Annotated in this window: 11 protein-coding genes; 8 read left to right on the top strand and 3 right to left on the bottom strand. The window is 72.8% G+C overall.

Features of this window, described 5'->3' with window-relative positions; all coding sequences use genetic code 11:
- Nucleotides 1-14 precede the first annotated feature (14 nt).
- Genes PKC53_RS00875 through PKC53_RS00865 form a run of 3 tightly spaced genes read left to right on the top strand, consistent with a single transcriptional unit; the run spans nucleotide 15 to nucleotide 3,271 of the window.
- Complete coding sequence (locus PKC53_RS00875; RefSeq protein WP_324425317.1) at nucleotides 15-1,175, top strand: Gfo/Idh/MocA family oxidoreductase; 1,161 nt, start codon at nucleotides 15-17, stop codon at nucleotides 1,173-1,175.
- 10 nt (nucleotides 1,176-1,185) lie between these two features.
- The gene (locus PKC53_RS00870; protein WP_324425315.1) at nucleotides 1,186-2,388 is read left to right on the top strand and encodes a dihydrodipicolinate synthase family protein; all 1,203 of its coding nucleotides are present in this window, start codon (nucleotides 1,186-1,188) and stop codon (nucleotides 2,386-2,388) included.
- 4 nt (nucleotides 2,389-2,392) lie between these two features.
- Nucleotides 2,393-3,271 carry a sugar phosphate isomerase/epimerase family protein gene (locus PKC53_RS00865; RefSeq protein WP_324425313.1) on the top strand — a complete coding sequence of 293 codons (879 nt, stop codon included), beginning with the start codon at nucleotides 2,393-2,395 and terminating at the stop codon, nucleotides 3,269-3,271.
- Between the two features lie 12 nt (nucleotides 3,272-3,283).
- Here PKC53_RS00865 and PKC53_RS00860 read toward each other — a convergent pair whose 3' ends face one another.
- Nucleotides 3,284-4,504, bottom strand: a complete 1,221-nt coding sequence (locus PKC53_RS00860; RefSeq protein WP_324425311.1) for an MFS transporter — start codon at nucleotides 4,502-4,504, stop codon at nucleotides 3,284-3,286.
- Between the two features lie 130 nt (nucleotides 4,505-4,634).
- Between PKC53_RS00860 and PKC53_RS00855 the strand changes: the two genes are divergently transcribed.
- From PKC53_RS00855 to PKC53_RS00840, 4 genes are all read left to right on the top strand, one after another.
- Entirely contained in the window at nucleotides 4,635-5,519 is an 885-nt protein-coding gene (locus PKC53_RS00855) for a helix-turn-helix transcriptional regulator (protein ID WP_324425309.1), read from the top strand.
- A gap of 31 nt (nucleotides 5,520-5,550) precedes the next feature.
- Nucleotides 5,551-6,666, top strand: a complete 1,116-nt coding sequence (gene nadA / locus PKC53_RS00850) for a quinolinate synthase NadA (protein WP_324425307.1) — start codon at nucleotides 5,551-5,553, stop codon at nucleotides 6,664-6,666.
- The gene (gene nadC, locus PKC53_RS00845; protein ID WP_324425305.1) at nucleotides 6,666-7,526 is read left to right on the top strand and encodes a carboxylating nicotinate-nucleotide diphosphorylase; all 861 of its coding nucleotides are present in this window, start codon (nucleotides 6,666-6,668) and stop codon (nucleotides 7,524-7,526) included. The genes nadA and nadC overlap by 1 nt, the downstream gene beginning before the upstream one ends.
- A gap of 127 nt (nucleotides 7,527-7,653) precedes the next feature.
- Complete coding sequence (locus tag PKC53_RS00840; RefSeq protein WP_324425303.1) at nucleotides 7,654-7,944, top strand: late competence development ComFB family protein; 291 nt, start codon at nucleotides 7,654-7,656, stop codon at nucleotides 7,942-7,944.
- 25 nt (nucleotides 7,945-7,969) lie between these two features.
- Here PKC53_RS00840 and nadB read toward each other — a convergent pair whose 3' ends face one another.
- Nucleotides 7,970-9,613: an L-aspartate oxidase gene (gene nadB, locus PKC53_RS00835; RefSeq protein WP_324425301.1), complete on the bottom strand. Its 1,644-nt coding sequence runs from the start codon at nucleotides 9,611-9,613 to the stop codon at nucleotides 7,970-7,972.
- Between the two features lie 172 nt (nucleotides 9,614-9,785).
- Between nadB and PKC53_RS00830 the strand changes: the two genes are divergently transcribed.
- Nucleotides 9,786-11,120 carry a hypothetical protein gene (locus PKC53_RS00830; protein WP_324425299.1) on the top strand — a complete coding sequence of 445 codons (1,335 nt, stop codon included), beginning with the start codon at nucleotides 9,786-9,788 and terminating at the stop codon, nucleotides 11,118-11,120.
- A gap of 20 nt (nucleotides 11,121-11,140) precedes the next feature.
- On the opposite strand, the gene clpB is transcribed toward PKC53_RS00830, so the two are convergent.
- Nucleotides 11,141-13,735: an ATP-dependent chaperone ClpB gene (clpB, locus tag PKC53_RS00825; protein WP_324425296.1), complete on the bottom strand. Its 2,595-nt coding sequence runs from the start codon at nucleotides 13,733-13,735 to the stop codon at nucleotides 11,141-11,143.
- Nucleotides 13,736-13,744: the final 9 nt, after the last annotated feature.

Raw genomic sequence — 13,744 nt, 5'->3', positions numbered from 1 at the left:
CGAGGAACACCGACATGACCGAACGTCTGGGCATCGTGATGCACGGGGTCACGGGTCGCATGGGCATGAACCAGCACCTGGTCCGCTCGATCGTCGCGATCCGCGACCAGGGCGGCGTCACACTCGCCGACGGGCGGCGCGTGATGCCCGACCCGATCCTCGTCGGCCGCAACGCCGACAAGATCGAGGCGCTGGCGCGTGCGCACGGCATCGAGCGCTGGAGCACCGACCTCGACGCCGCACTCGCCAACCCCGTCGACACGGTGTTCTTCGACGCCGGCACGACGCAGATGCGACCGGCGCTGCTGGCCAAGGCGATCCGCGCCGGCAAACACGTGTACTGCGAGAAGCCGGTGGCCACGCAGCTGGGCGAGGCGGTGGAGATCGCAAGGCTGGCGCAGTCCAGCGGGGTCAAACACGGCGCGGTGCAGGACAAGCTGTTCCTGCCCGGGCTGCGCAAGCTCGACCTGCTGCGCCGCGCCGGCTTCTTCGGCCGCATGCTCAGCGTGCGCATCGAGTTCGGCTACTGGGTGTTCGAGGGCGACCTGCAGCCGATCCAGCGCCCGAGCTGGAACTACCGCGCCGAGGAAGGCGGCGGCATCATCCTCGACATGATGTGCCACTGGCGCTACGTGCTCGACAACCTGTTCGGCCAGGTGCGCTCGGTGTCGTGCCTGGGCGCGACGCACGTCCCGCAGCGCTGGGACGAGGCCGGCCGGCCTTACGAGGCCACCGCCGACGACGCCGCCTACGCGACGCTGCAGCTCGAGGGCCCCGACGGCGAGCCCGTCGTCGCGCAAGTCAACAGCTCGTGGACCACGCGCGTGCGCCGCGACGACCTGGTGACCTTCCACGTCGACGGCACGCACGGCTCGGCGGTGGCCGGCCTGCAGGGCTGCCGCGCGCAGAGCCGCGTCGCCACGCCGCGACCGGTGTGGAACCCCGATGTCAAGCAGTCGATGAACTTCTTCGAGCAGTGGCAGGAGGTGCCCGACACCGAAACCTACGACAACGGCTTCAAGCTGCAGTGGGAGGCGTTCATCCGCCACGTCGTCGCCGATGCGCCCTACCGCTGGACGCTCGCCGAGGGCGCCAAAGGCGTGCAGCTGGTCGAGGCGGCGCTGCGCAGCTGGCGCGAGCGCCGCTGGGTCGACGTGCCGCCACTGTCGATCTGAGGCCGCGGCGATGCACATCGACCTGCCCACCGCCGACGGCCGCACGCTGCAGCGCCACACGCTGCGCGGCCCCGGCGCCTTCACGCCCGCCACGCCGGGCACGAAGCTCAACCGCATCGCGTACTCCGCGGCGCACGTGGTCGCCGACGCGCGCGCGGCGATCGACCCCTGGCTCGACTGCGCGATCGACTGGGACGCGACGGTCGCCTACCGGCGCCGGCTGTGGTCGATGGGCCTGGGCGTCGCCGAGGCGATGGACACCGCGCAGCGCGGCATGGGGCTCGACTGGCCGACCTCGCTCGAAATGATCCGCCGTTCGATCGACGCCGCGCGGGACCTGCCCGGCGCGCGACTGGCCAGCGGCTGCGGCACCGACCACCTCGCGCCCGACGCGGCGCGCGGCGTCGACGACGTGATCCGCGCCTATGAGGAGCAGATGGCGGCCATCGAGGCGCTCGGCGGCCGGCTGATCGTCATGGCCAGCCGCGCGCTGGCGCGGGTCGCGACGGGGCCCGCGGACTACGAACGCGTCTACGACCGCGTGCTCGGCCAGGCACGCCAGCCGGTGATCCTGCACTGGCTCGGCGACATGTTCGACCCCGCGCTGAAGGGTTACTGGGGCAGCACCGACGTCGACGCGGCGATGGACACCGCGCTGGGCGTGATCGCCGCCCATGCCGACAAGGTCGACGGCATCAAGATCTCGCTGCTCGACAAGGACGCCGAGATCCGCATGCGCCGCCGGCTGCCGCCGGGCGTGCGCATGTACACCGGCGACGACTTCAACTACGCCGAGCTGATCGCCGGCGACGCGCCGCGCGGCGCTTCGGGCGAGCCCGCCAACCGGCACCACAGCGACGCGCTGCTGGGCATCTTCGACGCCATCGCGCCGGCGGCCAGCGCCGCATTGGCCGCGCTGGCCACCGGCGACGCGGCACGCTTCCACGCGATCCTCGCGCCGACGGTGCCGCTGTCGCGGCACATCTTCCGGGCGCCGACGCGCTTCTACAAGACCGGCGTCGTGTTCATGGCCTGGCTCAACGGCCACCAGGACCACTTCGTGATGGTCGGCGGCCAGCACAGCACGCGTTCGCTGCCGCACCTGGCCGAGCTGTTCCGGCTGGCCGATGCCGCCGGGCTGATCGAGCAGCCCGAGCTGGCCGTGGCGCGCATGCGCCACCTGCTGGCGCTGCACGGCGTCGACGCGGGGTGAACGCGTGAGGGACTTCACCGCCGACCACCGCTGGCTGTCGATCAACACCGCGACGGTGCGACGGCAGCGCGGCCAGGACTGGCCGCTGCTCGACATCCTCGACGCCTGCGCGGCGCGTGGCATCCGCGCGGTCTCGCCGTGGCGCGACCAGGTGCACGCCGCCGGCCTTGCCGCCACCGCGCGCGCGATCCGTGCCCACGGCCTCGAACTGTCGGGCTACTGCCGCGGTGGCATGTTCACGCATGCCGACGCCGCCGGCCGCGACGCGGCACGCGACGACAACCGGCGCGCGCTCGACGAAGCCTGCGAACTCGGCGCCGCGTGCCTGGTGCTCGTGGTCGGCGGCCTGCCGGGCGCGCTGGCTGGCCACCCGGCGCACAAGGACCTCGCCGGCGCGCGCGCGCAGGTCGCCGAGGGCATCGCCGCGCTGCTCGCCGATGCACGCGAGCGCGGCATGCCGCTGGCCATCGAGCCGCTGCACCCGATGTACGCGGCCGACCGCGCCTGCGTCAACACGCTCGAGCAGGCACTGGACCTGTGCGACACGCTCGATGCGGCGCGCAGCGGCGCGCTGGGCGTCGCTGTCGACCTGTACCACGTCTGGTGGGACCCGAAGCTGCCGGCGATGATCGAGCGCGCCGGTCGCCTGCGGCTGCTCGCGCTGCACGTGTGCGACTGGCGGGTGCCCACGCGCGACCTGCTCGAGGACCGCGGCATGATGGGCGACGGCGTGATCGACATCCGCGCCGTGCGCGCGTGCGTCGAGGCGCAGGGCTACGCCGGCTACAGCGAGGTCGAGATCTTCTCGTCGCGCGACTGGTGGCTGCGCGACGGCGGTGAGGTGCTCGACACCTGCATCGAGCGCCACCGCCGCTGCGTCTGACTCGCCGGCGGTTCAGGCCGCGGCCACCGCCGCACGCGCATTGCGTTTCACGTTGAACGCGGTGACCACCAGCAGCGCCTGCATCAGTGCCACGCCGACCCACACCTCGCGGTGCGCACCGGCGTCCATCAGCGCGCCGAACACCAGCGGCGCGACGGTCAAGCCGACGTCGAGGCCCGAGTAGACGACGCCGTAGACGCGTCCGGTGGCGCCGGCCGGCGTCGCCTGCTTGACCAGCAGGTCGCGCGACGGGCCGGCGATGCCGGCGCCCAGCCCCATCACGCCGAACAGCAGCGGCACCGTCGTCGCCGACCAGTCGCCGAAGGCGATCAGCAACGACACCGTCGCCGCCGCGCCGAAGCCCGCGGCGGCGATGCGCGCGCTGCGCTGCGGGTCGCGCACCAGGTGGCCGCCGACCACCATGCCGGCCGCCGCGGTGGCCATGTAGATCGACAGGCAGATCGCCACCTGCGCCGCCGGCACGCCGAACAGCGCGCCGGCGGCCGCCGGCGCGAAGCTCTGGATGCCACCCAGCGCCACCGCGAACACCAGGAAGAACGCGAAGCAGGCCCACACCGCCCGCAGCCGCAGGAACGCGAGACTGCCGCCATCGCCCGCGCCATGCGCCGCTCGCGCCACCGGCGCGACCTGCAGCGCGTCGCGCCGCAGCCACAGCAGCAGCAGCACCGCGGCGACGACCGCCGCCACCGCGGCCAGCGCGGCGCGCCACGATCCGCTGGCATGCGCGATGCCGACGACGAACACCGGCGCCAGCGCCCAGCCCAGGTTGCCCGAGATGCCGTGTGCCGCGTAGGCGTGACCCAGCCGCGGCGTGCTGACGCGTGCGTTGAGGATCGAGAAGTCGACCGGGTGGAACACGCAGTTGCCCAGCCCGGCCACCGCCATGAACAACAGCATCACCGGATACGACGGGCTCGCCGCCAGGCCGAGCGCGGCGACACCCAGCAGCGCCAACCCGCCGAACAGCACGCGCTGCGCGCCGTGGCGGTCGACGACAAAACCCGCCAGCGCCTGGCCGACGCACGAGACGACGAAGAACACCGACAGCAGCAGCCCGAGCTGCGTGTTGCTCAGCGCGAACGCGGCGCCGAGCCACGGGAACAGCGGCGGCACGACCAGCTGGCAGAAGTGCGACACGCCGTGCGCGACGCTGACCAAGCCGATCGTCGAGGCGTCGCGGCGCAGCGGGGTCGGGGCGGTGAGCGTGGTCATGTCGGCCGGCGGCAGGCAATGCGCGCATCGTAGGCGCGCGGTGGCGGTCGCAGTTACGATAGAGCGTCAAGTGCTGTCGAATTGCAGCCAGCACCGACCCCACCGCCCCGGGCACCCCCCGCTGCACCCCATGGCCCGACCCGCACCTTGCCGGCGCGCGCCGTCGCCCCCGCACGGCATCGCTGCACCGCGCGCCACGCTGGCGCCCGTCGAGCCGGCGCTGTATGCGCCGACGCCGGCGCGTCCGGTGCGCGCGAAGGCGCGCCGGCTCGACCCCGACAGCGAGATCCAGCCGCACCGCCACCCCTGGGCGCAGGTCGCGATCGCGGTGGCCGGCGTCGCGCGCATCACCGCGCAGGACGCCACCTACCTGGTGCCGAGCTGGCGCGCGATCTGGATCCCGCCGGGCATCGAACACGCGGTGACGGTGGTCGAGGCCGCGGAGCTGCGCACGCTGTACGTGCACCAGCCCGACGGCGAGGCCGGCCCCGGCGTGCCGCGGGCGCAGCGCGAGGCGTGGCGCGCGTGCCGCGTGCTCGAGGTCTCCCCTTTGCTGCGCGAACTGGTGCTGCAGATGGACATCGACGCCGACGATGCCGCACGCCCCGGTGCCGACCTGGCGCGCGAGCGCCGGCTCGGCGAGCTGGCGCTCGACGAGTTGCGCCGCGCAAGGCCGCTGCCGCTGGGCATCGCGCTGCCGCGCGACCGGCGGCTGCGCGCGCTGTGCCGTGCGGTGCTCGACGAGCCGGCGCGCCACGCGACGCTGGCCGGCTGGGCGGCGGCGGTCGGCGCGAGCGAGCGCACCGTCGCACGTCGGTTCCGCGACGAGCTGGGCACCAGCTTCGGCGCCTGGCGTCAGCAGGTGCTGCTCGGCCGCGCGATGACGCTGGCCGCGCAGGGCCTGCCGATGCGGCTGATCGCCGCCGAGCTCGGCTACGCGAGCGCCAGCGCGTTCAGCGCGATGGTGCGCCGCTCGGTCGGCACCCCGCCGCGGCAGTTCTTCCGCAGCGGCTGACCCGGCGACGCTGCAGGACTACCATTGCGCCATGACGACCGCCAAGCTCTACGACTTCACCAAGCCCGACGCCGAGGGCCACAGCTGCACCGCGTACGCCTGGGCCAAGGTGCCCGCGGTGCTCGGCCCGGCCGAACGCGACGCCGCCAGGGCGCGCGCCGCGGCGCTGCTGAAGGCGCACGACGCCGTGCTGGTGGCCCACTACTACGTCGACGGCGACGTGCAGGACCTCGCGCTCGAGACCGGTGGCATCGTCGCCGACTCGCTCGAGATGGCGCGTTTCGGCCGCGACCAACCGGCGCGCACGCTGGTCGTCGCCGGCGTGCGTTTCATGGGCGAGACCGCGAAGATCCTCAGCCCCGACAAGCGCGTGCTGATGCCCGACCTCGACGCCACCTGCTCGCTCGACCTGGGCTGCCCGATCGAGGACTTCGCGGCGTTCTGCGACGCGCACCCCGAGCGCACCGTGGTCGTCTACGCCAACACCAGCGCCGCGGTCAAGGCGCGCGCCGACTGGATGGTCACCAGCTCGTGCGCGCTGGCGATCGTGCAGCACCTGAAGGAGCGCGGCGAGAAGGTGCTGTGGGCGCCCGACCGCCACCTGGGCCGCTACGTGCAGCACCAGACCGGCGCCGACATGCTGATGTGGAACGGCGCGTGCATCGTGCACGACGAGTTCAAGGGCATCGAGCTCGACCTGCTGAAGAAGCAGCATCCCGACGCGATGATCCTCGTGCATCCCGAGTCGCCCGACAGCGTGGTCGCGCAGGCGCACGTGGTCGGCTCGACGTCGCAGCTGCTCAAGGCGGTGGTCGACGGCCGGGCCAAGGAGTACATCGTCGCCACCGACAACGGCATGTTCCACCGCATGCGTCAGCTCGCACCCGACAAGACGCTGATCGAGGCACCCACCGCCGGCAACAGCGCGACCTGCAAGAGCTGCGCGCACTGCCCGTGGATGGCAATGAACGCGCTGCAGGGCGTCGTGGCCTGCCTCGAGACCGGCAGCGGCGAGATCGTCGTGCCCGAGCCGACCCGCTCGCAGGCGCTGGGCTGCATCGAGCGCATGCTCGACTTCGTGGCGAAGCACCCGCAGGCCATCGCGCAGCCGCGCAGCGGCTTCGTGCCGCACATCGGCGCGGCGTGATGTTCGACCGCAACGAGACGCTCGCCGAGGCGCGCGCACGCAACATCCGCGACGCGCTGGCCGAGGACATCGGCACCGGCGACTGGACCGCGATGCTGGTGGCCGCCGGACAGCGTTCGCGCGCGCGCGTGGTCGTGCGCGAGGCCGCGGTGATCGCGGGGCGCGACTGGTTCGACGGCTGCGTGCTCGCGCTCGACCCCGGCGCGCGCATCGCCTGGCACCTCGACGAGGGCGCCGAGTCGACACGCGGCGACGTGGTCTGCGAGATCGACGCCGACGCGCGCGCGCTGCTCAGCGCCGAGCGCCCGGCGCTGAACTTCCTGCAACTGCTGTCGGGCACCGCCACCGTCACGCGCGCGCACGTGCGCGCGATCGACGGCGCCAGCCCGAACCCGCGCGGCTGCGCGGTGCTCGACACGCGCAAGACGATCCCCGGGCTGCGCCAGGCGCAGAAGTACGCGGTGCGCGTCGGCGGCGGCCACAACCAGCGGCTGGCGCTGTGGCACGGCATCCTGATCAAGGAGAACCACATTGCCGCGGCCGGCGGCGTGACGGCCGCACTTCGGCAGGCGTTCGCGCTGCAGTCGGGCGTCGACGTGCAGATCGAGGTCGAAACGCTCGATCAGCTCGCCGAGGCGCTGGCCGCCGGTGCGACCAGCGTGCTGCTGGACAACTTCGACCTCGAACGCATGCGCGCCGCGGTGGCGCTGACGGCCGGGCGTGCGCTGCTCGAGGTCTCGGGCGGCGTCACGCTGCAGGCGCTGCGCGACATCGCGGCCACCGGCGTCGACCGCATCTCGATCGGCCACCTGACGAAGGACGTGCGCGCGGTCGACTTCTCGCTGCGCGTGGTGGGCTGACGCCGTCCGTCGGCCGGCCCCGGCGACGCGTGACGGCCGTCACGGCGGCGCGGCCGCGCCGCGCGCACACCGCCGCGCGGGCCGATAACCTGCGCAGCGTCCCCCCCGCCCCGCGAACCCCGGCCCGATGAGCGACGACTTCAGCAGCGTGCACAACCACCACGAGACCGCGGTGTTCGACGCGGTGCGCGCCGCTGCGCCACGCTTCCCGGTGCTCGCCGGCCGCGGCGACCTGCTCGCCGACGTCGCCTGCGTCGCACTGAACCGGCTGCCGCCGCGCTACATCCGCCACGACGCCGACCTGCACTTCTACCGCTCCGAGCGCGAGCGGCTGGCGCACGAACAGGCGCTGCGCGACGCGGTGCAGCGGGCCTTCGAGTTCGTGCAGGCGCGCGAGCTGATGGGCGCGCGCAACTGAGGCGGCGCGAGCCGCCCCGGCGTGGCTAGCCGCGCCAGTTGTTCTTGCGGATCAGCACCGTCGGGAAACTCACCGGCAGCGTGTACGGGTAGTCGCGGCTGAAGTGCAGCCCGCGGCTCTCGTGGCGCTGCAGCGCCGAGCGCACGATGAGCTTCGCGCAGTCGACCAGGTTGCGCAGCTCGAGCAGGTCGCGCGTGACGCGGAAGTTCGCGTAGTACTCGTCGATCTCGCTCTTGAGCAGGTTGATGCGGTGCAGCGCGCGTTCGAGCCGCTTGGTCGTGCGCACGATGCCGACGTAGTTCCACATCAGCAGGCGCAGCTCGTCCCAGTTGTGCGAGATCACGACCTGCTCGTCGGCGTCCTCGACCTGGCTCTCGTCCCACGCCGGCAGCGGTTCGAGCGCGCACGGTCGCTTCGCGAGGATGTGCGATGCGCAGCTGTGGCCGAGCACGACGCACTCGAGCAGCGAGTTGCTGGCCAGCCGGTTCGCACCGTGCAGTCCGGTGTAGGTGGTCTCGCCGACGGCGTACAACCCGACCACGTCGGTGCGCCCGTCGAGGTCGGTGACGACGCCGCCGCAGGTGTAGTGCGCCGCCGGCACCACCGGGATCGGCTGGCGCGCGATGTCGATGCCCAGCCCCAGACAGCGCGCATGGATGGTCGGGAAATGCGCCTTCAGGAAGGCCTCACCGAGCGCGGTGGCGTCGAGCCACACGTGGTCCAGGCCGTGTTTTTTCATCTCGAAGTCGATCGCACGCGCGACGATGTCGCGCGGCGCGAGTTCGGCGCGCTCGTCGTGCGCCGGCATGAAACGCGGCCCCCACGGCGAGCCGTCGTCGCCCGCGTCGCCGCTGGGCAGGCGCAGCTTGGCGCCCTCGCCGCGCAGCGCCTCGGTGATCAGGAAGCTGCGCTCCTGCGGGTGGTACAGGCAGGTCGGGTGGAACTGGATGAACTCCATGTTGCCCACCCGGCAGCCGGCGCGCCAGGCCATCGCGATGCCGTCGCCCGTGGCGGTGTCGGGGTTGCTGGTGTAGCGGTAGACCTTGCCGACGCCGCCGGTGGCCAGCACCACCGCGGCGGCCGGCAGCGTCTCGACGCGGTGGCGGTCGATGTCGAGCGCGTACACGCCGTAGCAGCGCGGCGGCTCGTCGCGGCGCAGCAGGCGCGAGGTGATCAGGTCGACGGCCATCCAGCGCTCGCGCAGCTCGATGTTCGGGTGCGCCTGCGCGCGCGCGAGCAGCGACTCGTGGATCGCGTGCCCGGTGGCGTCGGCGGCATGCGCGATGCGGCGCACCGCGTGCCCGCCCTCGCGTGTCAGATGCAGCCCCAGCGGACCGGCCGGGTCCGGCGAGAACGGCACGCCCTGAGCGACCAGCCACTCGACGGCCTGCGCGCTGTGCTCGGCGACGAAGCGGGCGGTGTGCTCGTCGACCAGCCCGGCGCCGGCGTCGCGCGTGTCGCGCACGTGCGACTCGACGCTGTCGTCCGAGCCGAGCACACCGACGATGCCGCCCTGAGCCCAGGCGGTGGCGCCTTCGTGGCGGTCGCGCTTGGCGAGCACGACCACCGGATGGCGGTCGGCCAGTTGCAGCGCCACCGTCAGCCCTGCGAGGCCGGCGCCGACGATGACCACCGGGGCCGCTGGGGCGCTCGCGCGTTCGTCTGCCATGCGGTCGATTCTAAGGACCCCCTGGGCCGCACCGACGCGAACCGTCGACAGCCGAGCCGGTGCGCCGCGCGCACCGCGGCGGGCAGATTGCACGCAGCCACCGCGCGTGCGCAGCGACGCTGCCGGGCGAACGACGACAATGCGCGAGACCCGCCACCCGCCGGCTGCAACGATGTCCCGCCCCGACCTCACTCCCGCCGCGCACCCCGAGGCCGAGGCCTGGCTGCCCACGCAGCAGGTCGCGGGGCCACCGACGCAGCTGTTCACCGCGCGCGAGCGCGACGACGCCGACACCGGCGTCGGCCGCCGCGTCGACGACCGGCTGTGGGAGCTGTTCGTCGTCTTCGAGCCGGCGCAGGCGCTGCAGCAGCAGTTCGACCGCCGCCCCGAGGGGTTCATCACGCTGCACGACGTCGGCGCGCCGGTGTCGCGACGCTGGCTGGCGGCGCTGGCGGCGGCGCGCGGCCTGGCGATGCACCGGTTGGTGATTCGCAGCCAGGGTCACGGCGTCGCGCTGGCCACGATCGAGTTCGCCGAGCTGCCCGGCGCCGACGGCACGCCGGTGCGCCTGTACAGCACCGATGTCGACGCCGACTCGCGCCAGCGGCCGCAGATCGCGCGCACGCTGCTCGGCGCGAGTCGCCTGGCCGTCGTGCTGCTCGGCGACCTGCCGCCGCACGCGCTCGCCGCGACGCTGCAGCCGCTGCACGAAGCCATCGTCGCCGGGCCGTGGCGCAACCGCGAGCTGCTGGTGCTGCCGCTGGCGGGGTCGTCGGCGCAGGCGCAGCAGGTGGCCCAGCTCGGCCAGGGCACGGGCGTACGCACCACGGTGGCGCCGCTGGTGGGAGGTGCCGACCAGGCACTGGGCTACACGGTGCTCGCGTGGAACCGGCTGCACCAGCCGCTGGGCGGCCGCGCCGCGCCGCAGATCGTGCTGCCCGCACCGGCCGCGCGGCCGGCCGAGGTGCCGGCGTCCGCACCAGTGCCGCTGTCCACGGCGCCCGTCCCGTTCGCGCCACCGTCGGCGCCGGTGCCGAGCTTCGTCACGCCGTCGGCGGCCACCCCGCCGGCACCGCCGCGTGCCGCGACGCTGCCGCTGCAACCGATGCCCGACCCGCGCGCCCCCGGCGCGACGCGCGGCGCCGCGTCACCGCTGCAGCACTACGTGCAGCGCTGCCTCGAGGTCAAGGGCATGGTCAGCTGTTGCGTGTTCGAGCCCGGGTCGCAGCGCACGCTGGCCTTCGCCGGCGCGCGCCCGGGGCCGGCCGCGCTCGCGTCGCAGGGCGCGGCCCTGTACGCGGCGCTGCGCGGCGGCGCGCACGCGCTCGGGCTCGGCAGCGCCCCGCCCGAGGCGGCGATCACGCTGGCCGGCCACCACCTGGTGCTGCGACCGGTGCCCGGCCACCCGGGGCTGGTGCTGCACGCGGTGCTCGACCGCAGCGCCACGCCGCTGGTGCTGGCGATGCGCCACCTCGAGCGGCTCGACGAGGCCGTCCCGCCGCGCTGAAGCGCCGCCGCCCGGCCGCGTCAGTGCACGACGCGCCCGAAGCTGAACTCGCCGGCCTCGACGTCGACCGGGATCGTGTCCTTCGGCCCGAAGCGGCCCTCGAGGATCAGCCGGGCCACCGGATTCTCGATGCGGTGCTGGATCGCACGCTTGAGCGGGCGCGCGCCGAACACCGGGTCGAAGCCGACCTTGGCGATCTCCGCCAGCGCCGCGTGCGACACGTCGAGCTTCATGTCCATCTTCGCCAGCCGCTGCTCGAGCGCATGCAGCTGGATGCGCGCGATGCTCTCGATGTGCTGCCGGTCGAGGGCGTGGAACACCACCGTCTCGTCGATGCGGTTGAGGAACTCGGGGCGGAAGTGCTGCTTGACCTCGGCCCACACCGCGTCGCGGATCAGCTCCGGGTCCTGCCCGGCCATCTGCATGATCAGGTGCGATCCCAGGTTGCTGGTCATCACGATCACCGCGTTCTTGAAGTCGACGGTGCGCCCCTGGCCGTCGGTCAGGCGCCCGTCGTCGAGCACCTGCAGCAGCACGTTGAACACGTCGGGGTGCGCCTTCTCGACCTCGTCGAGCAGGATCACGCTGTACGGCTTGCGTCGCACCGCCTCGGTCAGGTACCCGCCCTCGTCGTAGCCGACGTAACCCGGCGGCGCGCCGATCAGCCGGCTGACCGAGTGTTTCTCCATGAACTCGCTAATGTCGATGCGGATCATGTGGTCGTCGCTGTCGAACAGGAAGCCGGCGAGTGCCTTGCACAGCTCGGTCTTGCCGACGCCGGTGGGCCCGAGGAACAGGAACGACCCGAGCGGGCGGTTCGGGTCCGCCAGGCCGGCGCGGCTGCGACGGATCGCGTCGGCGACGGCGCGGATCGCCTCGTCCTGGCCGACGACGCGCTCGTGCAGCTTCGCTTCCATCTGCAGCAGCTTGTCGCGCTCGCCCTGCATCAGCTTCGACACCGGGATGCCGGTGGCGCGTGACACGACCTCGGCGATCTCCTCGGCGCCGACCATCGTGCGCAGCAGCTGCGGCCCGCCCTGCCCCTTGGCCTTGCCGGCCTCCTTGGCCTGCGCCTCCTTCAGGCGCTTCTCCAGCTCGGGCAGCCTGCCGTACTGCAGCTCGGCGACCTTGTTGAAGTCGCCCTTGCGCTTGAGCTCGTCGATCTGGTGCTTGATGCGGTCGATCTCTTCCTTGACCTGCGCCGAGCCCTGCGCCGTGGCCTTCTCGGCCTTCCAGATCTCCTCGAGGTCGGCGTACTCGCGCTCGAGCTTGGCGATCTCGTCCTCGATCAGCCCCATGCGCTTGATGCTGGCCTCGTCCTTCTCCTTGCGCACCGCCTCGCGCTCGATCTTCAGCTGGATCAGGCGCCGGTCGAGCCGGTCCATCGCCTCGGGCTTCGAGTCGATCTCGATCTTGATCTTCGCCGCGGCCTCGTCGATCAGGTCGATCGCCTTGTCGGGCAGGAAACGGTCGGTGATGTAGCGGTGCGAGAGTTCGGCCGCGGCGACGATCGCCGGGTCGGTGATCTCCACGCCGTGGTGCACCTCGTAGCGTTCCTGCAGCCCGCGCAGGATCGCGATCGTCGCCTCGACGCTCGGCTCGTCGACCAGCACCTTCTGGAAGCGGCGCTCGAGCGCGGCGTCCTTCTCGACGTACTTGCGGTATTCGTCCAGCGTGGTCGCGCCGATGCAGTGCAGTTCGCCGCGCGCCAGCGCGGGCTTGAGCATGTTGCCGGCGTCGATCGCGCCCTCGGCCTTGCCGGCGCCGACCATCGTGTGCAACTCGTCGATGAACAGGATGATGCGGCCCTCGTCGGCGGCGACTTCCTTCAGCACGGCCTTGAGCCGTTCCTCGAATTCGCCGCGGTACTTGGCGCCGGCCAGCAGCCCCGCCATGTCGAGGACGAGCACCCGTTTGTCCTTCAGCGAATCGGGCACCTCGCCGTTGACGATGCGCTGCGCCAGCCCTTCGACGATCGCGGTCTTGCCGACGCCCGGCTCGCCGATCAGCACCGGGTTGTTCTTGCTGCGCCGCTGCAGCACCTGGATCGCGCGGCGGATCTCGTCGTCGCGGCCGATCACCGGGTCGAGCTTGCCTTGCCGGGCCCGCTCGGTGAGGTCGAGCGTGTACTTCTTCAGCGCCTCGCGCTGGCCTTCGGCGTCCGCGGAGTCGACCTTCTGGCCGCCGCGCACCGCGTCGATCGCAGCCTCGAGCGCCTTGCGCGTCAGCCCGTGGCCGCGCACGACGCCGCCGAGGTCGCTCTTCGAGTCGGCGAGCGCGAGCAGGAACATCTCGCTGGCGATGAACTGGTCGCCGCGCTGGGTGGCCTCCTTGTCGGCGGCCTGCAGCAGGTTGACCAGGTCGCGCCCCGGCTGCACCGGCTGGCCGCCGCCCTGCACCTGCGGCAGGTTGCGCGTCGCGGTGTCCATCGCGGTCGCGAGCGCCGCGGTGTTCGCCCCGGCGCGATCGAGCAGCGCCTTCGGGCCGTCGGGCTGCTGCAGCATCGCCGCCAGCAGGTGCTGCGGCTCGATGTAGGGGTTGTCGCGCGCGACGGCGAGGCTTTGCGCGTCGCCCAGGGCCTGCTGGAAGGCGGTGGTCAGCTTGTCGAAACGCATCGGGGACTC

The organism is Azohydromonas sp., from assembly GCF_035325925.1.
Classification (GTDB): Bacteria; Pseudomonadota; Gammaproteobacteria; order Burkholderiales; family Burkholderiaceae_C; genus Calidifontimicrobium.
Note: the sequence above shows the minus strand (reverse complement) of the source record. Positions and strands in the feature narration are given on the sequence as shown.

Excerpts from the sequence above, each read along its gene's own strand:
- PKC53_RS00875 (WP_324425317.1), top strand. The coding sequence starts at position 15 with ATGACCGAACGTCTGGGCATCGTGATGCACGGGGTCACGGGTCGCATG.
- clpB (WP_324425296.1), bottom strand. The coding sequence starts at position 13,735 with ATGCGTTTCGACAAGCTGACCACCGCCTTCCAGCAGGCCCTGGGCGAC.
- PKC53_RS00840 (WP_324425303.1), top strand. The coding sequence starts at position 7,654 with ATGAGCGACGACTTCAGCAGCGTGCACAACCACCACGAGACCGCGGTG.
- PKC53_RS00860 (WP_324425311.1), bottom strand. The coding sequence starts at position 4,504 with ATGACCACGCTCACCGCCCCGACCCCGCTGCGCCGCGACGCCTCGACG.
- PKC53_RS00855 (WP_324425309.1), top strand. The coding sequence starts at position 4,635 with ATGGCCCGACCCGCACCTTGCCGGCGCGCGCCGTCGCCCCCGCACGGC.
- nadB (WP_324425301.1), bottom strand. The coding sequence starts at position 9,613 with ATGGCAGACGAACGCGCGAGCGCCCCAGCGGCCCCGGTGGTCATCGTC.
- PKC53_RS00870 (WP_324425315.1), top strand. The coding sequence starts at position 1,186 with ATGCACATCGACCTGCCCACCGCCGACGGCCGCACGCTGCAGCGCCAC.
- nadC (WP_324425305.1), top strand. The coding sequence starts at position 6,666 with ATGTTCGACCGCAACGAGACGCTCGCCGAGGCGCGCGCACGCAACATC.
- nadA (WP_324425307.1), top strand. The coding sequence starts at position 5,551 with ATGACGACCGCCAAGCTCTACGACTTCACCAAGCCCGACGCCGAGGGC.
- PKC53_RS00830 (WP_324425299.1), top strand. The coding sequence starts at position 9,786 with ATGTCCCGCCCCGACCTCACTCCCGCCGCGCACCCCGAGGCCGAGGCC.